General features: G+C 44.4%; 22 protein-coding genes, 1 other RNA gene and 5 pseudogenes. 9 read left to right on the top strand and 19 right to left on the bottom strand.

Annotation, left to right across the window (positions count from 1 at the left end; translation table 11 throughout):
* Positions 1-71 precede the first annotated feature (71 nt).
* Positions 72-374 carry a copper-sensing transcriptional repressor CsoR gene (gene csoR / locus ACMX2I_RS04470; RefSeq protein WP_087991139.1) on the bottom strand — a complete coding sequence of 101 codons (303 nt, stop codon included), beginning with the start codon at positions 372-374 and terminating at the stop codon, positions 72-74.
* A 127-nt stretch (positions 375-501) separates the two neighbouring features.
* On the opposite strand from csoR, the gene ACMX2I_RS04465 reads away from it, so the two are divergent.
* Entirely contained in the window at positions 502-1,578 is a 1,077-nt protein-coding gene (locus ACMX2I_RS04465) for an oxidoreductase (protein WP_414956291.1), read from the top strand.
* A 38-nt stretch (positions 1,579-1,616) separates the two neighbouring features.
* Here the strand turns inward: ACMX2I_RS04465 and azoRB are convergent, their stop codons facing one another.
* The 6 genes and pseudogenes from azoRB to ACMX2I_RS04435 all read right to left on the bottom strand — a co-directional run.
* On the bottom strand, positions 1,617-2,252 hold the full coding sequence (azoRB, locus tag ACMX2I_RS04460; RefSeq protein WP_003235159.1) for an FMN-dependent NADH-azoreductase AzoRB: 636 nt from the start codon (positions 2,250-2,252) through the stop codon (positions 1,617-1,619).
* A 316-nt stretch (positions 2,253-2,568) separates the two neighbouring features.
* Positions 2,569-2,726, bottom strand: a pseudogene (locus ACMX2I_RS04455) (hypothetical protein); the annotation flags it as partial.
* Positions 2,727-2,866: 140 nt separating this feature from the next.
* Positions 2,867-3,523 (bottom strand): GntR family transcriptional regulator, encoded by a 657-nt coding sequence (locus ACMX2I_RS04450; protein WP_394715088.1) that lies wholly within the window; start codon positions 3,521-3,523, stop codon positions 2,867-2,869.
* Positions 3,524-3,530: 7 nt separating this feature from the next.
* Positions 3,531-4,478 (bottom strand): EamA family transporter, encoded by a 948-nt coding sequence (locus ACMX2I_RS04445; RefSeq protein WP_414956290.1) that lies wholly within the window; start codon positions 4,476-4,478, stop codon positions 3,531-3,533.
* 100 nt (positions 4,479-4,578) lie between these two features.
* Positions 4,579-4,972: pseudogene (locus ACMX2I_RS04440) on the bottom strand (YvaD family protein).
* Positions 4,969-5,142 (bottom strand): annotated as a pseudogene (locus ACMX2I_RS04435) (SMR family transporter); the annotation flags it as partial. The pseudogenes ACMX2I_RS04435 and ACMX2I_RS04440, both read right to left, overlap by 4 nt.
* A gap of 3 nt (positions 5,143-5,145) precedes the next feature.
* Here ACMX2I_RS04435 and ACMX2I_RS04430 point away from each other — a divergent pair.
* Positions 5,146-5,316 (top strand): annotated as a pseudogene (locus tag ACMX2I_RS04430) (DMT family transporter); the annotation flags it as partial.
* A gap of 7 nt (positions 5,317-5,323) precedes the next feature.
* On the opposite strand, the gene ACMX2I_RS04425 reads toward ACMX2I_RS04430, so the two are convergent.
* Positions 5,324-5,896, bottom strand: coding sequence for a TetR/AcrR family transcriptional regulator (locus ACMX2I_RS04425; RefSeq protein ID WP_087991145.1), 573 nt, complete (start codon positions 5,894-5,896; stop codon positions 5,324-5,326).
* Between the two features lie 382 nt (positions 5,897-6,278).
* Here ACMX2I_RS04425 and arr point away from each other — a divergent pair, with 382 nt between their 5' ends.
* Positions 6,279-6,695, top strand: a complete 417-nt coding sequence (gene arr, locus ACMX2I_RS04420) for an NAD(+)--rifampin ADP-ribosyltransferase (protein WP_087991146.1) — start codon at positions 6,279-6,281, stop codon at positions 6,693-6,695.
* A gap of 245 nt (positions 6,696-6,940) precedes the next feature.
* Here the strand turns inward: arr and ACMX2I_RS04415 are convergent.
* The 6 genes and pseudogenes from ACMX2I_RS04415 to secG form a co-directional block, all read right to left on the bottom strand.
* Positions 6,941-8,091, bottom strand: a pseudogene (locus ACMX2I_RS04415) (IS3 family transposase).
* 360 nt (positions 8,092-8,451) lie between these two features.
* Positions 8,452-8,814: a transfer-messenger RNA gene (gene ssrA, locus ACMX2I_RS04410) on the bottom strand.
* 177 nt (positions 8,815-8,991) lie between these two features.
* Positions 8,992-9,462, bottom strand: a complete 471-nt coding sequence (gene smpB / locus ACMX2I_RS04405; protein ID WP_333518401.1) for an SsrA-binding protein — start codon at positions 9,460-9,462, stop codon at positions 8,992-8,994.
* A 144-nt stretch (positions 9,463-9,606) separates the two neighbouring features.
* The gene (gene rnr, locus ACMX2I_RS04400) at positions 9,607-11,943 is read right to left on the bottom strand and encodes a ribonuclease R (protein WP_414956289.1); all 2,337 of its coding nucleotides are present in this window, start codon (positions 11,941-11,943) and stop codon (positions 9,607-9,609) included.
* A gap of 18 nt (positions 11,944-11,961) precedes the next feature.
* Positions 11,962-12,702 (bottom strand): alpha/beta hydrolase, encoded by a 741-nt coding sequence (locus ACMX2I_RS04395; protein ID WP_141113388.1) that lies wholly within the window; start codon positions 12,700-12,702, stop codon positions 11,962-11,964.
* Positions 12,703-12,835: 133 nt separating this feature from the next.
* On the bottom strand, positions 12,836-13,066 hold the full coding sequence (secG, locus tag ACMX2I_RS04390) for a preprotein translocase subunit SecG (protein WP_003220028.1): 231 nt from the start codon (positions 13,064-13,066) through the stop codon (positions 12,836-12,838).
* 149 nt (positions 13,067-13,215) lie between these two features.
* Here secG and ACMX2I_RS04385 point away from each other — a divergent pair, with 149 nt between their 5' ends.
* A complete protein-coding gene (locus ACMX2I_RS04385; RefSeq protein WP_414956288.1) occupies positions 13,216-13,986 on the top strand; it encodes an alpha/beta fold hydrolase in 771 nt (256 codons plus the stop codon).
* 39 nt (positions 13,987-14,025) lie between these two features.
* Here ACMX2I_RS04385 and ACMX2I_RS04380 read toward each other — a convergent pair whose 3' ends face one another.
* Entirely contained in the window at positions 14,026-14,259 is a 234-nt protein-coding gene (locus tag ACMX2I_RS04380; protein WP_009968172.1) for a helix-turn-helix domain-containing protein, read from the bottom strand.
* Positions 14,260-14,411: 152 nt separating this feature from the next.
* Here ACMX2I_RS04380 and rghR point away from each other — a divergent pair, with 152 nt between their 5' ends.
* The 4 genes from rghR to ACMX2I_RS04360 all read left to right on the top strand — a co-directional run bounded on the left by rghR (position 14,412) and on the right by ACMX2I_RS04360 (position 17,517).
* Positions 14,412-14,819: a transcriptional repressor RghR gene (rghR, locus tag ACMX2I_RS04375; RefSeq protein ID WP_087991152.1), complete on the top strand. Its 408-nt coding sequence runs from the start codon at positions 14,412-14,414 to the stop codon at positions 14,817-14,819.
* Between the two features lie 28 nt (positions 14,820-14,847).
* Entirely contained in the window at positions 14,848-15,267 is a 420-nt protein-coding gene (locus ACMX2I_RS04370) for a helix-turn-helix domain-containing protein (RefSeq protein ID WP_087991153.1), read from the top strand.
* Positions 15,268-15,358: 91 nt separating this feature from the next.
* Positions 15,359-15,685: a catDE operon transcriptional regulator CatR gene (gene catR, locus ACMX2I_RS04365; RefSeq protein ID WP_003220037.1), complete on the top strand. Its 327-nt coding sequence runs from the start codon at positions 15,359-15,361 to the stop codon at positions 15,683-15,685.
* Between the two features lie 131 nt (positions 15,686-15,816).
* On the top strand, positions 15,817-17,517 hold the full coding sequence (locus ACMX2I_RS04360) for a methyl-accepting chemotaxis protein (RefSeq protein ID WP_414956287.1): 1,701 nt from the start codon (positions 15,817-15,819) through the stop codon (positions 17,515-17,517).
* A gap of 43 nt (positions 17,518-17,560) precedes the next feature.
* Here ACMX2I_RS04360 and opuBD read toward each other — a convergent pair whose 3' ends face one another.
* Genes opuBD through opuBA form a run of 4 tightly spaced genes read right to left on the bottom strand, consistent with a single transcriptional unit; the run spans position 17,561 to position 21,003 of the window.
* On the bottom strand, positions 17,561-18,241 hold the full coding sequence (gene opuBD / locus ACMX2I_RS04355) for a choline ABC transporter permease OpuBD (protein WP_087991155.1): 681 nt from the start codon (positions 18,239-18,241) through the stop codon (positions 17,561-17,563).
* Positions 18,242-18,257: 16 nt separating this feature from the next.
* Positions 18,258-19,178: a choline ABC transporter substrate-binding lipoprotein OpuBC gene (opuBC, locus tag ACMX2I_RS04350; RefSeq protein ID WP_414956286.1), complete on the bottom strand. Its 921-nt coding sequence runs from the start codon at positions 19,176-19,178 to the stop codon at positions 18,258-18,260.
* A gap of 11 nt (positions 19,179-19,189) precedes the next feature.
* Complete coding sequence (gene opuBB / locus ACMX2I_RS04345; RefSeq protein ID WP_414956285.1) at positions 19,190-19,843, bottom strand: choline ABC transporter permease OpuBB; 654 nt, start codon at positions 19,841-19,843, stop codon at positions 19,190-19,192.
* Between the two features lie 14 nt (positions 19,844-19,857).
* Complete coding sequence (opuBA, locus tag ACMX2I_RS04340) at positions 19,858-21,003, bottom strand: choline ABC transporter ATP-binding protein OpuBA (protein ID WP_414956284.1); 1,146 nt, start codon at positions 21,001-21,003, stop codon at positions 19,858-19,860.
* 284 nt (positions 21,004-21,287) lie between these two features.
* Between opuBA and ACMX2I_RS04335 the strand changes: the two genes are divergently transcribed.
* Positions 21,288-21,821, top strand: a complete 534-nt coding sequence (locus tag ACMX2I_RS04335) for a GbsR/MarR family transcriptional regulator (RefSeq protein WP_414956283.1) — start codon at positions 21,288-21,290, stop codon at positions 21,819-21,821.
* Positions 21,822-21,826: the final 5 nt, after the last annotated feature.

Raw genomic sequence — 21,826 nt, 5'->3', positions numbered from 1 at the left:
AATTCCTCCTGTTTGTTCTTTCTATTTTTATGCTACCATACCCCCGTAGGGTATTACAATATAAAAAGACTTTATGATTTTGTGAACTTTTTAAATACGTCCAATAGCTCAGAAATGGCTTGGTCCCCGTCTCCGCTTTTGATGGCATCCGCTACACAATGATGGGTGTGGTCCTCAAGCAAGTGGAGAGCGACCTTTTGCATCGCCGCTTGAACAGCAGATATCTGCACAAGAATATCTACACAATACCTATCGTTTTCCACCATGTTTTGAATACCTCTGACTTGGCCTTCTATCCGCTTCAGCCGGTTTGTGATTTGATCCTTTTCTTTTGAGCTTTTATGGTTTAATGTTTTATGTTCGTTATGCTCCATGTGCACACCCCTGTTTCTTATATTCATTCCCATTATACTGATTGTCCAAACTGTTGTCTAAGCTTGACGCGGCAAAAAAATGAATCAGTTAGGTTTTACCATTTGATCAGAAGGGTATATACCTTTTATGAAAACGCTTTTAAAGGAGAGAAGAAAAGTGGATACGATAAAGGTTGGCGTATTAGGGTACGGGCTGTCTGGTTCGGTTTTTCACGCGCCGCTGCTTGCTGTTCTGGATGAGTATCACATCAGTAAAGTCATGACATCGCGGACAGAAGAAGTGAAACAGGATTTTCCGGATGCAGAAGTTGTGCATGAGCTTGAGGAAATGACAAATGATCCGGCCATTGAACTTGTCATTGTCACCACCCCGAGCGGCCTTCATTATGAGCATGCCATGGCATGCATTCAGGCCGGAAAACACGTTGTAATGGAAAAACCGATGACAGCGACAGCTGAAGAAGGGGAAAAATTAAAGCAGGCTGCCGTTGAAAAAGGCGTATTGTTAAGTGTCTATCATAATCGGCGCTGGGATAACGACTTTTTAACGATTAAAAAGCTGATCGCTGATGGATCCCTTGAAGATATCAATACATATCAAGTCTCCTATGATCGCTACAGTCCTGAGGTTCAAGCACGGTGGCGGGAAAAAGAAGGCGTTGCCACTGGTACGCTGTATGATCTCGGCTCTCACATTATAGACCAAACCCTCCATTTGTTCGGAATGCCGAAAGCTGTTACGGCAAACGTGATGACCCAGCGTGAAAACGCCGGAGCCGTTGACTATTTTCATTTGATAATGGATTACGGCAAGCTCCAAGCCATTCTTTACGGAGGATCGATCGTTCCGGCAAACGGCCCCCGTTATCAAATCCACGGACAGCATTCCAGCTTTATCAAATACGGAATCGATGCACAGGAAGACGCACTCAGAGCGGGAAGCAAACCGGAGGATGACAGCTGGGGTGCGGATGACCCCGCTTTATACGGACAGCTGACAACCATTCATGGCGAGAACAAAAAAACAGAAACCATTCCATCGGTAAATGGCTCTTACCTTACCTATTACCGAAAAATAGCGGACAGCATACGGGAAGGCGCCGTGCTGCCTGTCACTGCTGAAGAAGGTATTGATGTCATCCGCATCATTGAAGCCGCGATGAAAAGCAACGATGAAAAACGGACCATTATGCTGAAGCAATAAACAAAAGCCTCCCCCTTTTATCAGGGGAGGCTTTTTCATTAGAATGTTTTTCCTGCTTCTTTCGCACGCGCGATCGCATCTTCTTTAATTTGCTGTGCTTTATCAGGCTCGGCATTATGTCCCTCTACAAAAATACCATCGAAGGATGGAACGCCGAAGAAATTCATCATGATGCCGATGTAACGGTGGCCCATTTCCATTTCAGCCGCAGGGCCCTCTGAATAGTAGCCGCCGCGCGCTTGAATATGAATCGCTTTTTTATCAGTTAACAAGCCAATAGGTCCTTGTTCAGTGTATTTGAATGATTTTCCTGCAACTGCTACAGAATCAAGATACGCTTTCATCACTGGCGGGAATGAGAAGTTCCATAAAGGAGTCACGAATACGTACTTATCAGCAGATGCAAATTGATCGCTAAGCTCTCCCAGACGGCCGACTTTCGCTTTTTCACTTTCAGAAAGCTCTTCAAAGCCTGTGCCTGACTGAAGCTTTCCCCAGCCGCTGAATACATCCGCGTCAATGTGCGGGATATTTTCTTTGTACAAATCGATATGTACAACTTCATCATTTGGATTCGCTTCTTTGTAAGATTCGATGAACGCTTTACCTGTTGCCATACTGTAAGAGGTTGCTTCATCATGCGGGTGAGCAGTGATATATAATACTTTTGCCATATTTACCAGCCCTTTCATTTTTAAAAATCACACATCAATTATTATCATACAGATGCATTATGATTATTCTGTCTCTCTTAGTCTTTATTATAGAGATAGTGAAAATTACTTTCAAGTAAAACATCTTGAATTAAAGATTATTTAACCCTTTTAAACAGCTTACTTTTCAAAATCTGTCCGCAAGCTGAAATACAGGCGGAGAGCTCTTTGCTGATCTTCGGGTAATAAGAACATGCGGTACTTGTTGTCCGCCGGCATCCTTTTCATCAAAGCGGATTTCTCAGCTTGTTTAAAAAACGTCCTCATATAAATTAATAACAAAACCCCCGATGCTTGCAGTTAAACCATAATCCGTGTGATCCGCCAATGCGCCGATCAGCACAGGAAACCCCGAAGAGATGCCTAATCCGATTGTCTTTTTCAAAGGAAATGGATGTCATGAATGTGAAAAGCATCCTTCACGATGCTTGGCATGGTTCTTTGATTGTTCCCAGCAGTTTTTTGTTCATTTGACAAAATCTTTTTCTATGAATGTACGGAACTCTTCTCGTTTATCTGCTATAGTATGCCCCAAAAACGCAAAAAAAGCAGAGACCGTACCGTCTCTGCCTGCTTTACCTCAATTTATCCGCAATATCCTGAATCGGCTTGATCCAGTTGCTGTATGTCAGCTCGGCCGCTTTTTTCCGATCCTTCTCTTTACACGCCTGAATCATTTGTTCATGTTCTTCAATCGAATTTTGCGGCGATTTAAAAAAAAGATATTCGAGTCGAAGAATATGCATATGAAGAACAGATGTGAAATTGCGGATATATTCATTATTGGCGGCATCAATCATGACATCATGAAACGCTTTATCAAGCCCAAGCACTTCATAGATTTCATTTCTGTCAATCGCCATCTTCATTTGCTGATTGATCGCAGCCATCTCCTCCAAGTGCGATGACTGAATGTTGTCGATAGCCAGTTCGGCAGCGGTGGATTGCAGAGCCGCCATTGGCGGATACACCTTGAAAACATCGTTTTTTTCAATTTGTGAGATTCTTGTTTCTCTTCCCGGTGACATTTCAACAAAACCTTGTACCGCCAATAATTGCAGAGCTTCTCTGACTGGCGTTCTGCTGACGCCAAGCGCTTTCGCTAACTCGTCGTCGTTGATTTTTTCTCCGGGAGCAAGAATGCCTTCCACGATCCACTTTTGAATTTGTTCCAAGGCAATCGTTTTAGCAGTTTGTCTGACAGGCTTCGAGATATTTGACGGAATTGGCATAAAAGCATCACCTCTGAATATTGGTTTGTTTTTTTAACGCCGCTGTTTTGCCGGCGTTCTTCTTTTGCGATAAAACAAAAATCATCACCAAAATACACGCCGCCCCTAGCGCTTGATATAATCCGAAGGGCACGCCGAGCCACAGAATGGAGGATGCCACTGCAGCAACCGGCTCAGTGCACCCAAGCATGCTCGCTTCTTGCGGAAATAAATATTTCAAACTGGTCAAATACATATAAAAACCCAACAGCGTTCCGAATATAACAATAAAACCGACTAAAACGCTCGCAGACATCGTCCATCCCTGTACATTAAAGTCCCATGGGGGATGGATGAAGCTCATGCCAATGCCTCCGATCAGCATTCCCCAGCCAATCACGAGAGCAGATCCCCAGTTTTTCAAAAGAGAGCTGGAGTACAGCGTATAAAAGGCCAAAGCCGCGGCAGAAAGCAGCCCCCATATAATAGACAAGGACGAAACGGTTAAATGATTGACGCTGCCATTGGTCAGCAGTAAAAAAGTGCCTCCCAAAGCCAGCACAAGCGCGCAAATATCCGCTATCTGAAAGGAATTCTTTCTGGTCACAAGCAAAAACATCATAATCAAAACGGGCGCCAAATACTGTAGCAGCGTAGCCACAGCAGCATTTCCGGTTCCGATTGAAGCTAAAAATGTATACTGAACGCCCAGCATGCCTGCAATCCCGAAAACAATCAGCTGGATAGCCGATTTCTGATCCTTCCATATCGCCCACACTGCATGTCTGTTGTTACCGGCAGATATGATGATCAGCAGGAGCAGACCTGATAAAAGCAAACGCACGGTGACAAGCCACTCCACCGACACATCACTTGTTTCAAACAAATGCTGGGCAGCCGTCCCCGATAAACCCCAAAATGCAGCTCCGATTATGACCATAAAAAAACCGTATATCCGTTGTTTTTGAGTCGCCAACGTCCATCCTCCTGACAAGTAATTGATATGCAATATATTACATATTATATCGTTTCACTTTTCTGAATACAATGGTTTTGCAAAATAAAAACAGCGCCTGTCAGCACTGCTTTGTTGTATGACCCTCCTTTAAGAGAAGATGAATAAAGGATACATCAATAGATACCCATTAAACCCCACCAAACAAGATCGAAGTCCCGGCTGAATGTCCAGAATGAAATCGCCTGCAGGCCTGAACAACAGGTCAGCACAAGAGAAATCAGCGCCATCAACTTCCAGTCAGTACTGTTCTTCCGTTGCAAGTACAAGCTGTACAATCCTGTGAAAGAGATTAGAATATCCAGCGGAAAAAAGGACCAGTTCCAGGCGATCATAAACGGATTTTCATGATGTTTAAAAGCCAAGCTTTCCGGTATCAGCGCAAACCCTGCTGACAGCCAGTACAAGATAAAACCGATATCAGTCACGAGAAAAAACAGTTTCATATATCTCATTTGCACTGCCCGCTTTTATGTATCGGCTCAGACTGCGTCCCTTGCTCGATCAAATTTAAAGACACAACACCAGCGATAATCAATCCGATTGAAATGAGTTTCATGACGCTAACATTCACTTGAAAAAATAAAAAACCAACAACTGTAATCAGTACAATTCCCATCCCTGACAGTTTCTATGCTTAGCCATTCTGTTTGAAGTTGCCGGGACGGTCAGCATGAAGCTATCGTTGGGATTTACAAAGCTTACTCCCAGTGTGCTGTTGATTTTCTTTTATGGCGGCAGTCTTTTCTTTCTGACGCTTACGCTAAAATCCATTGATGTATCTGTTGCTTATGCTGTATCCCAATTCACGTAGCATCAGCCTCCCCATCAGCTGTTATGCCGTTAAACAATACATCTACAATCGATTCAAGAACCTCTCCTGTCGAAAATTGGTGTTTGAGCGGATATTCGGGGTCATACACTTGATTGATACTCCCTATATACATGTGAACAAACAAGTCCGGATTGATGTTACTGATTCTTTTTTGCTGTTTGCACTCATTTAATAATTCAAGGACAACCGTCCATTCTTCCTTAATAAACGTGTCTAATGTAAGCCACGCATCGTAGTGATATTTCTTCAGTTCACTTAATAATCCCATATTCAGCATTTCCATCCCCTGCGGAAGACCGATCAGCATTTTTTTCACTTTTTGAAGCACGTCTAAACTTTCATTTTCATAGATTTCTCTTTCCATTTGCTTCATCTCTGCGATAAATTGCTCGACAACAGCTTCCGCAAGCTTGTCTTTTGATGAAAAATGAGCATAGAGCGTCCGCTTGCTCGTTCCCAGCATTGTTGCCAAATCATTCATCGTAAATGAAAATCCTTTCTGCCTGATCAGCCGGATGGTTTCCTCAAGAATTCTTTTTTCCACATTAATCCTCGCCTTCGGTACCAAAAAAACTTTATCGGTAGAGAAATTACAGGTCAGAAATTTATGGAAATCAATCATATATAAAAAACCTCTCCTTTTGGGAGAGGTTCTGCTTTATTGTCAGTATGTATGGAGACGGTGGCAGTCTATCGCCTTGATATGGTTATGTTTTAAAATCATTACAAAACGTTGATATAGAAGTTTTTTCAGTATGGTGAAAATTTTTTATGATTTTGTTACCAAAGTGTTACCACAAACCAATACATCTTAGTCTCTACTTACATTATAACCCTATCTAAGGATTATTTACAGACTGTTTTTTCGCTTTTGTCCTGCCTTATACTGTTATACGCAAGTCTAAAAGTATAAGGGATGTGGCTATATGAATGACAAAAAAAATGTCTTAGATCCTGGTCCGTTTTTTCATGGCACTAAAGCAGAACTGAAAATTGGAGACCTGCTCGAACCGTTGTATTTATCCAATTATCAGGATAAAAAATCTAACCATATCTATTTTACTGGAACATTAAACGCTGCTAAATGGGGGGCTGAATTAGCAAGATCTAATTCAAAAGAGAGAATTTATATTGTAGAACCATTAGGCGATTTTGAAAATGATCCGAATTTAACTGACAAAAAATTCCCTGGAAACCCAACACGTTCTTATAGATCTAAATCTCCTTTGAAAATAGTAGCTGAATTAGGTTCATGGGAAAGGCATTCCGATGAAGAAATAAATCATATGCTTACATCTTTACAAAAGTTAAGTGAAGAAGGAAAAAATGTAATATACGATTGATTATCATATTATTAAAACTCTGACTGAATGCCAAATTAAAGACACTAATTTTTCATTATAAGCAAGATTTAAAAAGGGCCTGGGCAAACCGAGATGATTTCAGATCCGGGGTTGGGGGAGTTTGTATGATGGGGTTAAGGGGAAGAGTTCCCCTTACAGGTGATGGACGGCGTCCACAGTCTTCAAGAAAAAGGGCATCCGCGAGGGACTGACCCCCGTTTTTGAGACAGGGATCAAAACACCTTTTAAACAGCCAATTGCCGATAGTTTATCGGTGATTGGTTGTTTAGTTTCGTTTGAATACGAATGTTGTTATAATAATAAATGTATTCTTTGACAGTGCGTTCTACGATGGCGGTCGTGGTTCGATCAATGCTGTTAAGATAGAACGTTTCAGACTTTAGTGAGGAATGAAACGATTCGATGGAGGCATTATCAGCGGGTGTCCCTTTGCGGGACATGCTCATGGTAATGCCTTTTGTTTTAACAGCTTTCTGATACTTCTAAGATGTATACACAGATCCTTGGTCACTATGTAACACGCAGTTCTCAGGCAGTGTTGGCAGTTGATCAAGTGTGTGTAAGACAAAGTCTGTGTCCTGCTTATCTCCAATCGTAAAAGCAATCACTTCTCCATTGTATACATCCAATATACTGGAAAGGTACAATTGCTTCTGTCCATAAGGCAAATACGTGATGTCCGTTACTAGTTTTTCAAGAGGATGATCAGACTGAAAGTTCCGATCTAATATATTATCGACCACGGCATATGGCTGCCCATTCTTCTTGCGCTTTTTCACCTTAACCCGGCACTGCCACTGATTTTTCTGCATGATACGCTGAACCGTTTTATGGTTAATGCACATTTCCTTTTTTAATAGGGCGGTGATTTTTCGATATCCATATCGATACTTGTGCTTTCGGCATACTACGCCAATTTGTTTCTCTAAATGCCGTTTGGGGTGATCTTTCGTCAGATTCTTCTTCCAACGATAATAAGACGCTCGTGAGATACCTAAATGAACACAGATATCCTGCACGGTCATTGTGCTGTGCAATCCTTCTACAAGTTCGACTGACGTTTGGCTATCAACTTCCTTTCCAATTCGTTGTACTTTTTTAACACTTTATTCTGTTGTCTCAGGTATCGATTCTCTGCCTGCAGTTTCTCTAATTCGGAAGCATACTCCGGACCTTTTCCGTAAGTGTATTGCTTTCCAACAGGCTGTTCGAATCGATGTGTATCCCCAGCCTTATGCCATCTAACCCATGTCTGAACCTGTGTCTTATTCTTGATATTCAATTTCTGCATGATCTCTTTCATAGGCACGCCTGCCAATCTCATGTCTACAGCCTTCTGTTTCACTTCAACCGGATAACTCACTCTTGTCCCCATAGAAAAAACACCTCCAAGTCTAATGTCGGATAACAATCATCCGTTTTCAAACTTGAAGGTGTTTTTTATTTGTCTCATCTTATGGGGTCAGTCCCCGAAGGATGGCTTTTTTTTTAGCAAAGCCAAACACAGGGAATAAGTTTGAGTTTGTTTCGGAATTTACGATATTTGTGGTTACTCCTGATCACGGAGTGCCCAGTTATACGCACCAAATTTTTTGAAGCGTTTCATGATAAAACTCCTGCTAGGATTTTTAGTTCTTTTTAGCATAACGACCAGTATAATTGACTGAATGTACGAAAAAACCGCAGTGCCCTCGAAAGCTTTAAAAGCCTTGATAGCACTGCGGTTTCAAAGTATGTATGGAGACGGTGGGAGTCGAACCCACGTCCAGAAACATCGATTACTTAAGCGTCTACGAGCGTAGCCTGCATATTTATGGTTTCACTCATCTTCTTGCCTGCGGGCGGGCCTTCCGAGAGCTAGTCTGTTGATCTCTTCTTACGTTCTCAGACAGGAACGCAAGCGTAGCCTACTTGGATGTGCTCTTCACAGACACATAGGCAATGTCAGGAAGAGCTCGCTGCGCTTATTAGGCAGCTAATGCTACGTTTTGGTTAAAACTGTTAGTTTTGCCAGTTATATTTAGGTGCGTGTTTACGAGATCGCCTCTCGGCTCGCAGCTCAAGCTCGATCCATCCCTGTCGAATCCGTAACGTCCCCTTGGTATAAGGGAAATACGGGAGAAAATAATCAAGCTCTCACTCAAACTGGCTACAGTCTTATTATAACATGATCACGGCTCTTTTCAATTGTCAAATCCTTCAAATGAATAGCGTTGTGATCTGATCGTGTACACAGTATAGCATAGGCCTGATTTTTGAATCAAGCACGATGCCTTTAGAAGCCTTTTTGACTGTCTCTGAACGCTCTTTCGATTTCCCGCTTCGCGTCCTTTCGCTTCAGGTCTTCCCGTTTGTCATAGTTCTTCTTCCCTTTTCCAAGGCCGAGAAGCACTTTGGCAAAGCCGTTTTTTAAATACAGCTTCAGCGGAACGAGAGAATAGCCTTTTTCCTTTGTAAGCCCGATCAGCTTATTAATCTCCTTGCGGTGCATTAACAGCTTTCTCGTCCGAAGCGGATCGTGGTTAAAACGGTTTCCCTGCTCATACGGGCTGACGTGCATATTGTGGAGAAACACTTCTCCCCGCTCGATTTTGGCGAAGGAATCCTTAAGGTTTACGCGGCCGGCGCGAATCGATTTGATTTCGGTTCCTTGCAACGCGATACCTGTTTCATAGGTTTCTTCTATAAAATAATCGTGATTGGCTTTCTTATTTTGAGATAATACTTTTCCTGACCCTTTTGGCATGCCAGAACCTCCCCTCTCTAAGGAAAAACTGTTCACCTTTTGCGATACGCTCTATTTTACCAAATGCCACGTACCGCTACAATGAAAAGCTGTTTCCGAAAGAAAGCAAATAGAGCACTTCGGCCCTATTTGCTGGTTGAGCTGTTATTTTTTCTTTTTCCGTTTCTGTTTCGGCGCGTTTTGGAAGCCTCGTTTTTTCTTTTTCTTCGGCTTCGTGAACCACTCCCCTTTTTCCTCAGACGGAGCTGGAGAAACAGGCGTATTGCTGCTTTGGACGCGTTTTCTGGCAGGCTTTCCGCGTTTTCTGCTCCCGCTGCTGTCCAATTCTCTCGGACGACGCGGAGAACCCTTCATGCCGACGATTTCAAAGTCGATATTGCGCTCGTCTTTGTTGACGTCAACAACCTTGACTGTGATTTCATCCCCGATACGGTAGACGTTGCCTGTCCGCTCGCCGATCATCGCAAAATGCTGTTCGTCAAAGCGGTAGTAGTCATCTGTCATAAAGCTGACATGGACGAGGCCTTCGATTGTATTCGGCAGCTCGACGAACATCCCGAAGTTTGTCACAGAGCTGATCATGCCGTCAAACTCTTCACCGATTTTATCCAGCATGAATTCCGCTTTTTTCAGATCATCCGTTTCACGCTCGGCGTCAACTGCGCGGCGCTCCATCGTTGATGTATGTTCGGCGATATCCGGCAGGCGTTCAGCCCACTTTTCCTGTGTCGCTTCATCGACTTTGCCGTTGATTAAGTACGTTCTGATCAGACGGTGGACGATTAAGTCCGGGTAACGGCGGATCGGCGATGTGAAATGTGTATAGAATTCCGTTGACAGACCGAAGTGCCCTAAGCTTTGCGGGTCGTATTTCGCCTGTTTCATCGAACGGAGCATGACAGTGGATATCACTGTTTCTTCAGGTTTGTCACGCACAGCGTCCAGAACGCTTTGCAGCGCGCGCGGATGAATATCTCCCGCCGTTCCTTTCACGACATAGCCAAATGTCGTCACGAATTCCAAAAACTTTTGCAGCTTTTCAGCGTTCGGCTCTTCGTGGATCCGATATATAAACGGTACGTTCATCCAATGGAAATGCTCCGCTACCGTTTCGTTCGCCACAAGCATAAATTCTTCAATCAGCTTCTCCGCGACAGAGCGTTCTCTGATGACAACGTCTTTAACCGCTCCTTCGTCATCGACAAGCACCTTTGCTTCTTTGAAATCAAAATCAACGGCGCCGCGGTTCATCCGCTTATCGCGCAGAATTTGAGCAAGGTGCTCCATGTCTTTAAACATTGGAACAAGAGGCTCGTATTTTTGTTTCAGCTCTTCATCATCGTCAACAAGAATTTGATTCACATCTGAATACGTCATTCTTTCCGTTGTTTTGATGACACTTTGGAAGATCTCATGCTCCGTGACCTGCCCTTGGCTGTTAATGGTCATTTCACAAGAAAGGGTCAGGCGGTCAACTTTTGGATTTAAGGAACAGATACCGTTTGACAGTCTGTGCGGAATCATCGGGATGACACGGTCAACCAAATACACACTCGTCCCTCTTTCAATCGCTTCTTTGTCAATCGGCGAGTTTTCAGTTACGTAATGGCTGACATCGGCAATATGAACGCCAAGCTTATAGCTTCCGTCATCAAGCTTCGTCACGGTAACCGCATCATCCAAATCCTTCGCGTCCGCCCCGTCAATGGTGACAATCACCTGGTCACGAAGATCACGGCGGTCTTTCAGATCTTTTTCGTCAATGGTGTCAGGCGTACTTGATGCCTGTTCCATGGCGTCGGCAGGAAATTCTCCCGGCAGGCCGTGCTTATGAATGACCGATAAAATATCAATGCCCGGATCATTTTTATGACCGAGAATGGTTTCAACCTCGCCCTCTGCGTTCATGCGGCCTTCTGGATAGCTTGTCAGCTTGACCACAACCTTATGCCCCTCCGCTGCTCCGTTTTTCCCATTTTTCGGGATAAAGATGTCACTCGTGATTTTTTTGTCGTCCGGAATGACAAAGCCGAAGTTTCTTGTTTCTGTATACGTACCGACAACCCGCTGAATCGCTCTTTCTAAAATGCGGATGACGGTTCCTTCCTGTCTGGAGCCGTTTGACTGTGAATTCAGCCGAACCATGACGATATCGCCGTTCATTGCTGTATTCAGCTCATTAGGCGGAATAAACACATCGCTTAACGATGTATCCTCAGGCAGCAAAAAGGCGAATCCTTTTGCATGTGCTGAAATCTTTCCTTTTATTAAATTCATCTTCTCCGGAATGCCGTAGCGGTCGCTTCTCGTTCGTACGATAAGCCCTTTGTCTTCCAAGGCGACTAACGCTTTAACGAGCTCTTTAAACTCCTCGGCTTCCGTAATATTTAACATCTCCTCAAGTTCTTGAACGGTCAGAGGCTTGTACGCCTCTTCCTTCATAAACGAGAGAAGCTTATCCATAAATGCTTCTTTTCCCATTATCCAACCTCCTGTTCATTACCAATCGATCTTCTCTAAAAATTCATACACATCCTGATGGACGAGGTCACGTTCTTTGTCCAGCGTAATGACATGGCCTGATTCCTCGTACCATTTCAGCTGTTTATCATCGGTTTCCACTTCGTTGTAAATCATATTGGCGCTATCTGTATTAATCATGTGATCATGTCGGGCCTGTACCACAAATGTCGGTGAATAAATCATATCGACATTGTTCCGTACATCGGCAATTAATTCTTGCAACGCCTTGAGCGTGTTCATCGGCGTTTTTTCGAATTCCTGCATTTCCTCTTCAATTTGCTCAGGGCTTTTCCCCTCGAATTTTTTGTAATTGCGAGCGTATGAAAGGACGCCCTGGTACATGACCTCTTCACTCTTAATATGCATTGGCGCGCACATTGGGACAATTCCCTTTATGGGTACAGTGTAACCCAATTTTAGCGAAAAAACCCCGCCAAGCGACAGTCCGCAGGCAGCAATGCTCTCATAACCTTCAGATTTTAAGTATTCATAGCCGTCCATGACGTTTTTCCACCAGTCTTCAGGCCCCGTATGTACAAGTTCTTCAGGAGGTACGCCATGTCCTTCATATTGAGGCGCGTGGCACGTATAGCCCCGTTCATTCAAGTAACGTCCCAGCATTCTGACATCCGCTGTATTTCCTGTAAAGCCATGCAGCAAAAGCACCGCTTTGTCTCCGCCTTTAAATGTAAATGGTTTTGGTGTCACAACTTTCATGCTCATGTCTCCCTTTCTATCTGCACGATCATTTTAGTTTTCCACAGTTTGATCAGAAAAAAACGCTCTGAATTTATCAGCCAGAAACGTGAAAAAGGCCTGACTTCACATCAGACCTTATACAAACATTGCCCTATAGGATATAAGCAAGCGCAATCGTTAACACGAAAAACAAGACTGCCAGCACAACCGTGATGCGGTGCAAAATCAAATCAAGACCTCTTGCTTTTTGTTTCCCGAAGAGCTGCTCCGCTCCGCCTGAAATCGCACCAGACAATCCGGCGCTTTTACTGGATTGAAGCAAAACGACAATAATAAGTGCAATGCTGACGATAACCAATAAGGTAATCAAAACCGCGTGCATCCCATACACCTCCAGACTCACTGGCCTACATTACTTCTATTTTACATGAAAAGGGTTGGCATGTCACGCTGTATCAGACGCCAAAAGACGGGATAAGGCGTTTTATCTTGGTTACCCTATTCATATAAAAAGTCAAAAGGAGAAAAATAATGCCCCTTATCAGCATAGCCAGCAGAAAACATCTTTATTATGAGGAATATGGACAGGGAATTCCGATCATTTTTATCCACCCGCCAGGCATGGGACGCAAGGTTTTTTATTATCAGCGCCTTCTCTCCGAGCATTTCAGGGTGATTTTTCCCGATTTAAGCGGCCACGGTGACAGTGACCATGCGGATCAGCCAGCTTATATTTCTTATTACGCAAACGAGATCGTGCAATTCATGGACGCTCTGCACATTGATAAGGCTGTGTTATTCGGGTATTCCGCCGGCGGCTTAATCGCGCAGCACATCGGCTTTACCCGCCCGGACAAAGTGTCGCATCTTGTTCTGTCCGGCGCTTATCCTGCTGTTCATAACGTAATCGGGGAGAAAATTCACAAGACTGGGATGTATCTGCTCGAGAAAAACGCCGGTTTACTCATTCGCATCCTCGCCGCAAGCCACACAAAAAACAAAGAGCTTCGAGCCATATTGACAGGCCATATGAAAAAAGCAGACCTGGCTCATTGGCATCAATATTATCAGGATTCACTCCGTTACAACTGCATTGAACAGCTGCCTCATTTACACATGCCGATGCTGTTTATGTATGGCGGCCTGCGGGACTGGACCTTCCCCGCCTCAGGCTATTACCGCAAAGCTTGCAGCCATGCCGAATTTTTCAGATTGGAATATCAGGGGCATCAGCTGCCTACAAAACAATGGAAAACATGCAACGAACTGGTGACAGGGTTTGTGCTGACACATCATTCTTAGGATAGAAAACGCTCGGTATCTCCTTGCGTTTTCTATCTTTTATTGACTTTTGTCAACAAAATCATAGTAAAAAAGATCCTCAAATTTCAAATTAAAATAGTGAAGCATTTTACCGATCACTAGCTGCCCCGGCCGTCTTTCTCCATTCAGCACGCGGCTCAGTGTGGCGGGTGAGACTCCGATTTCCAGCGCAAGCTGGTTAAGGGAATAATCGTTATTGACCATATACTGCAAGACATAATCACGTCTAATCTGTATCTTTTCTACTGGCACTTTCCTCACCTTCCGTTCTTGAAAATACTTTTTTCTATACTTTTACATTACGGCTTATGTTAACTTTTGTCAACACATTTCCAGCCTACCTATTCCCTTTAGTCAATAAACATACTAAAATATGAGTAACAGTGAGGGACGGGGTGAGACATATGGAAAACTTTGGCGAACAATTGCGGGCATTGCGTGAAGAGAGAAAATTAACAGTCAACCAGCTGGCAACTTATTCAGGCGTAAGCGCGGCCGGCATCTCCAGAATCGAAAACGGCAAACGGGGCGTACCAAAACCCGCCACTATCAAAAAACTGGCGGAGGCTTTAAAAATTCCTTATGAAGGGCTTATGTATAAGGCTGGTTACATCGAAGAAGCACATGAAGCAAGGGCTCCTTACGAAACGAAGTGTAAGCTGCTTGAAAAAGCAGAGGCATATGACCTGAAAAACCTTGCTCTTCTTGAGACTGAAAAGTGGCAGTATCTCAATAAAGAAGATCTGCTCATGCTGGATCATTATTTTTCGTTTATTTCAGACGAAGCCAAAAAACGGTCAGCTGATGACTAACTCTTGATAGAAATGCGAGGCGATCACCATGTCACCATTCGGACAGCAATTACGGGAGCTGCGCCGCGCCCGCAAACTGACAGTGAATCAGCTTGCGGTGTACTCAGGCATCAGCTCGGCCACCATTTCAAAAATTGAAAACGGCAAGCGGGGCACGCCAAAACCTGCAACCATTAAAAAACTGGCGGCCGTACTGAAAGTGCCCTACGAAAACCTGATGGCTGCCGCAGGCCATATACGGGCCTTTCCAGCAGAAATCCGCGAAGCTTCGGAAAGCTATCAGTCCGTTTATGACATTTACCAGACGGCTGTCACTCACGGAGCGGAGCACCTCCCGATTTTCAACAGCAAAAAATGGGAACTTCTCTCAAAGCAGGATATTGAAAATCTCAGCAAGTACTTTGATTTTTTAGCTTCGGAAGCGAAAAAGCGCGCCTCCTCTTCATAATCCCCTGTTTCTCTTTCTGCATTTTATCAATCACGCTTCCATACCTTCCCTCGTTATTTGCGTTATAATAGTGACAGACGAGGTGAAAAGTATGAACCAATCAGAAATGTGTCCTAGATTTGAAAAAGCAGTCGACATCTTGAGTAAACGCTGGGTCGCTTTGATCGTATTTCAGCTCTTGAACGGGTCGCAGCGATTTAGCGAAATTGAAGCAGCACTTCCAAATCTAAGCGGCAGAGTTCTGTCAGAACGGCTGAAAGAACTTGAGCTTGAAGGAGTGGTGAAGCGGGATGTCATCCCGGAAACTCCGGTTCGCATCGAATATTCATTGACCGATAAAGGAAAGGCGTTAGCACCCATTTTGGGTGAGATTTCAAAATGGGCGACGGATTGGATTGACCCTTCCTTTCTTGACTAACTGCTAAAACGGTTCTGATCTCAAAGACGGGAGAAGGACCGTTTTTTTATTTTTCATTTTCAGGTAAAAAAACGATTTCTCAGCCGATATATAGTACAACCACACATTACGTTTTTAAAGGAGACCACTATATGCGACTGACGATTTCCCGCAAATTCAGCCTGGTATTTTTGACACTAATCCTGATCAACTTACTTGTAGGCGGAATAGGCGCTTTTAATATGCAGCATATCATTCAAAAGACAGATGAAATCAACACAAAATGGATTGACGGCATCAAAGAAATTACATCGGTTAATTATTTGACCGAGCACCTGTCTTCTAAAGAAAAGGATTTTCTGATTTACACAGAAAAAAGCAAAATGGATACGCTTGATCAAGAAATGAATCAGATTCTTGAAGACATCAAACAAAAGCTTGACAGCTACGAAAAAACGATTTCAAATGATAAAGAGCAAAAGCTGTTCGAGCAGCTTCAAACTGAAGTGAACACCTATACTGATATTCATGCGCAAATTATAGAAAGCGGCCGCACGAATGATATGGACAAAGCAAGAGGTTTATTGGTTCAGACTGAAGCCAGCTTTGAGGATATGAAAAAATCACTCACTCAGCTTGTTGACTTTAATAAAGAAGGCAGCAACACAGCGGTAAAAGAAACGAAGGACGTCTATCATAAAGGGCTTATTTACACTGCTTTGCTTCTGGCAGCTTCGATTATTATCAGTATTGTCATCTGGCTTTATATCACTCGAAACATTGTAAAGCCTATCATTCGCATGAAGGAGTCTGCCAATCATATTGCCGAGGGAGATCTGTCGAATGACATGGAGCCGCTCAACTCAAAAGACGAGCTGGGCGATCTGAACGAAGCGCTGCAAAAAATGGTCGTTAATCTGAGAGATATTGTCGGATACTCCAAAGAAATCTCAAGCCGGGTTCTTTCTTCTTCACAAGTACTGGCAAACGCAACAAATGAAACGAGATCCGGCAGCAAACATATTACCGAAACGATGAACGAAATGGCTGAGGGCTCTGAACAGCAGGCCCAAGACGCCGTGACGATTGCCGAGTCGATGAATGAATTCACCGAAAGCATTGATAAAGCCTATAATCATGGCATGACCATCAGCGATACGTCTCAAAACGTTCTCGAACTCGCGGTAAGCGGAAACACAAATATGGATACGTCATTGCAGCAAATGAAAACCATCCATCATATCGTTCAGGAAGCCGTTCATAAAGTGAAGTCGCTGGAGCAGCATTCTCAGGATATCAACAAGCTCGTTCAGGTCATCAACGGCATTGCCGAGCAAACGAATTTGCTTTCACTTAACGCCGCCATTGAAGCTGCCCGCGCGGGAGAAAGCGGCAAAGGCTTCGCCGTTGTGGCAGAAGAGGTCAGAAAGCTGGCTGACGGCGTTTCGGATTCCGTGCAGGATATTACCCGGATTGTAGGCGGCACACAGCAGGAAATCCACATCGTCATTGAATACTTAGAAAGCAGCTTTACAGAAGTCGAAAGAGGAACAGAGAACCTGACAGACACCGGCCAGGCTATGCAGCATATCAAACAATCCGTCACTCACGTTGCAGACAGCATTAAAGAAGTAACAGATGGCCTGAAGCAGTTAACAAACCAATCAATTACCATCAACCAATCGATTGAAAATATCGCTTCTGTATCTGAAGAGTCGGCCGCAGGGATTGAAGAAACATTTTCGATTACCGAGCAATCCGCCCACTCTATGGATCAAGTGCTCCAGAATGCCGAAGAGCTTGAGCAGCTGGCGAAGAAGCTTAATGAGAAAATGGATCAGTTTACAATTTAAATAACAAAAAGAGGCTGGAGTCATCCAAGCCTCTTTTTCTATTCTATGCCGCTGTTTGAACGCGTTTCGCTCTGGTTCTTTTTTTCTTGACCGGACTTAATGCCCGCTCCAGCCAGGCCATTATCAAATCTGCTCCTACCGCCATCACCGCAGTCGGGATCGCGCCGGCGAGAATAATCGCAGTTCCGTTTGTCGCGTTTGATCCGCGGACGATCATATCCCCGAGACCCCCGGCGCCGACAAATGTGCCGATCGCTGTAATCCCGATGGCAATAACGAGAGCCGTGCGCAAGCCTGCCATAATGACAGAAAGCGCCAGCGGGAGCTCAACCATCCGGAGAACCTGAAATTTCGTCATGCCCATCGCTTTTCCCGATTCTAAGTAGGCGTGTTCAATGCTGACAATGCCTGTGTATGTGTTTCGGATAATCGGCAGGAGGGAATACAGAAATAATGATACAATCACGGTGTTTGCGCCGAGCCCCATAACAAGCATCAAGACGGCCAGCATGGCAAGCGCCGGGATTGTCTGAATAACGTTTGTTACGGCAAACACCCAAGCTGACAAGCGGCGAAAATGCGCAATAAGGATTCCGGCCGGAACTCCGACGGCAGCGGCAAACAAGACGCCGTAAGCTGACATGAGAAAGTGTCGGCCGAATTCTTCCATGACGTAGCTGCCGTTTTGCGCATAGTACGTCATTAACTGTTCAAGCACGTTCATTGGCTTCGTCCCCCTTTCACGATTCGAAGTAGTGATGCTTTTCTAAATATTCCTTGGCAACAACAGACGGTTCTTTTAGATTGCCGTCGACTTCGTAGTTAAGCTCCTGCATCGTGGCTGTGCCGATTTTCCCGATCATTTTCTGGATGACGCCTTCCAGTTCAGGATGTTCTTTCAGGACATGTTCCGGAACAACCGGAGAGCAGTCGTACGGAGGGAAAAATTGTTTATCATCCTTTAGCATTTTGAGCCCATAGGACTTGATTCTTCCGTCCGTGGAATATGCAAGCACAATGTCCATTTTTCCGTTTTTCGCCGCATCATACACAAGCCCGATCTGCATGGGATACGTGCCGCCGAATGCCATGCCGTAGGTTTTTGTAAAATCCTTATAGCCGTTCCCCTTCAGCTTCATCCAATAGTTATCGACGCCCAGCTTTAATTGCGGCGCCCATTTTTTAACGTCTGATACGGTTTCTAAGTGATATTGATCCGCAAGCTGTTGGCTGACCGTAAAGACGTACGTATTATCAAACCCGTAGGAATCATACCATTTTAAATCGTATCTTTTTTTAAACTCCCGCTGTGTCAGCGCCAGCGCTTTGTCCGGATCTTTTTCCGGTTCCATTCTCAGCGTGCCTGTCAGCGCGTCTCCGGTATATCTTGTGGCCGCGATGTCAATTTCCCCGTTCATTAAGGCCTGCTGCTGCACCGCGTTGGAACCGAGATTTTTAATGGTTGTTGTTTTCAGATCAGTATAGTGTTCGATCATCTGGCCAAGCATGCTGGCGATGATTTCTGATTCGCTCATGCTTTGCGCGCCGATCTTAATGGTCTGGTCTGAAGCGGCGCTGAGGCCCGGAAGCGAACAGCCGCTCAACGTCATCATTGCTGCGAGCGTTAAACCGATCATCCATTTAAGATATTTTCTTTTCATGAGCCGCCTCCTTATGAAACTTCCTTCAATCTCTGCATGCCGGCAGGTGTCAGTTTTCGTTCAGCCACCGCCAGCACATAATCTATCACAATCGCCAATATTGTGACGGGCACCGCGCCGCCAATGATATATTCCGGCTGATATAAATTCAATCCGATAAAAATGTAATCACCCAATCCGCCGCCTCCGATAAAGGAAGCAAGCGTGGCCCAGCCGATTAAGTAAATCGTCGATGTTCTGATTCCCGCCATGATGACAGGTGCGGCAAGCGGCAGCTCCACCAAACGGACTTGTTCAGCCGTCGTCATTCCGATGCCTTTACCAGACTCGAGCAGATTTTTGTTGACGCCGCGAATGCCGGTATACGTGTTGCGCAGAATCGGCAGAACGGAATAGAAAAACAAGGCCACAATAGCCGGAACTTTTCCGACACCTAAGAGCGGAATAAAAAAAGCGAGAATTGCCAGACTCGGCAGCGTTTGAATGATATTGACAATACCGATAATCGCGCCGGCCCCCTTCTTCATTCTGGTAAGCACAACCCCGAGGGGTACGGCAACGATTACGCCTAAGATGACGGCAATGAGCGATATCGTGATATGCTCATATGTTTTATAAAGGAGCTCTCCCCCGTTTGTTTGCAAAAATTGAACAATATGATGCATGACTTATCGCCTCCCTATGACAACACCGTGAGCTGCTTTTCTTCTCCCCAAAGGGAGTCATACACAATGTCGACCAGACTCGCTCTCGTCACAATTCCGATTAAGCGCCGGTCTTCATCCACAACAGGGACATATTTGACACCCCGTTTTAAAATTTTGCGGACCGTGTCGCGCAGCAATGTGCCGCCCAATACGGTGTAAAGGTCTTCATGTAAAACCTCTCCTACAATATTGGCTTTTTTCCGGCATTGATCAATGATTTCAACATCCACATAGCCTTGGAGAACGTGCCCGTCATCGACGACAAGCAAAGAATCGACACGCTCCTGCCTCATCAGCTGAATCGCTTCAGAAAGCGTTTTATCCGCGGTGATCGTCACGGGCTGCGTGTTCATAATCTGGTCAACACGTTCAACATCAGGGCTGGATGACTGGATCAGCCGCTCCTTGCCGATAAATTCTTCAACAAATTCATCAGCCGGATTTCTCAAAATGTCATCGGGCGTTCCAACTTGAACGATTTCTCCCGCTTTCAAAATCACAATCCGGTCTGCCAGTTTAATCGCTTCATCCATATCGTGGGTAACAAATACGATGGTTTTATGTAAGGTTTTTTGCAGTTTTTTAAATTCTTCCTGAAGGGAATCCCTCGTAATCGGGTCGAGCGCCCCAAACGGTTCATCCATTAAGATAAGCGGCGGCTCCGCGGCAAGTGCCCGTAATACACCAATTCGCTGCTGCTGTCCCCCGCTTAATTCATGAGGGTAACGGTCCAAATATTCCGGTCCCATATCGACCAATTTCAGAAGTTCACGCGCCCGCTCTTTCCGCTGCTGTTCAGGCCATTTCAGCAGTTTAGGAACAAGTGAGATGTTCTGCTGAATGGTCATATGCGGAAACAGGCCGATCTGCTGAATGACATAGCCGATCTTACGCCTAAGCTCGACAGGGTCCTGTTCCATGATGTTTTCGCCGTCAATGAAAATCTTGCCGGCGGAAGGCTCAATCAATCGGTTAATCATTTTCATTGTTGTCGTTTTTCCGCAGCCGCTCGGGCCGATGAAACAGATAAATTCGCCTTTTGCAATCTTAAGATTCACGTTATTCACGGCTTTTTTGCCGCCCTTGTATGTTTTCGAGACATTTTCTAATGTCAGCAAACATCGCACCTCCAAAATTAAATTTATTCAATTCGTTCAGTTTATATTTAATTTTTCAGACAATTGAATGCTTCCCATTATAGAATAAAGTTTATAAAATAAAAAGTTTACAATTTGTTCATATTGTTTATAAAGTATGTATAAATGCTGATTTACCCCCATTGACCTGCGATGATCTCCTTATTGCTCCAATTTCCTGCTAAATTCTCTTGTTGCATCATTTCCGCCGCATCAAAAATGTGGTATATTGACAACTGAATTGTTAGCTGAAAGGATTGAAACCGTTGGAGAAAGATCCGTTAACGATCATTGAACAAGCTGAAGACCATTTAGTAGAAAGAATCGCGGAAAACATGCATGCATTTGGAATGCCCTCTACCGTCGGACGTGTGCTGGGCATTATTTATATGAATCGAAAACCGATGACGCTGACCGAATTGTCTGAAGCGACCGGCATGAGCAAAACTCGCATGAGCCAGGTTGTGCGGGAAATGCTTGATGCCAACATTGCCGAGAAGATATTTGAAAAGGGCGTGCGAAAAGATTTATATGAGGTGGAGCAAGATTACTACCAAACGTTTATCACGCTGTTTACAGCCACTTGGAGCAAAGTCGTCAGCAAAAATAAAATGATGCATAAAAAACTCAATCGGGAACTGCTCAGCGTCTTGGACGAAGAGCTTACCCCTGAAGCGGAAGAAAAAGTGAATGAGCTGCTGAAGGAATTAAAGGAATGGCTCGATTATTATCATTGGCTCGGCCGTTTGATTGAGTTTTTTGAGAGCGAAGAGATTTTTAAATATGTGCCGAAGCCGTAAAAAAC

This window comes from Bacillus sp. SW14 (genome assembly GCF_047608225.1).
Classification (GTDB): Bacteria; Bacillota; Bacilli; order Bacillales; family Bacillaceae; genus Bacillus; species Bacillus subtilis_G.
This window is presented reverse-complemented; position numbering and strand designations above follow the sequence as displayed.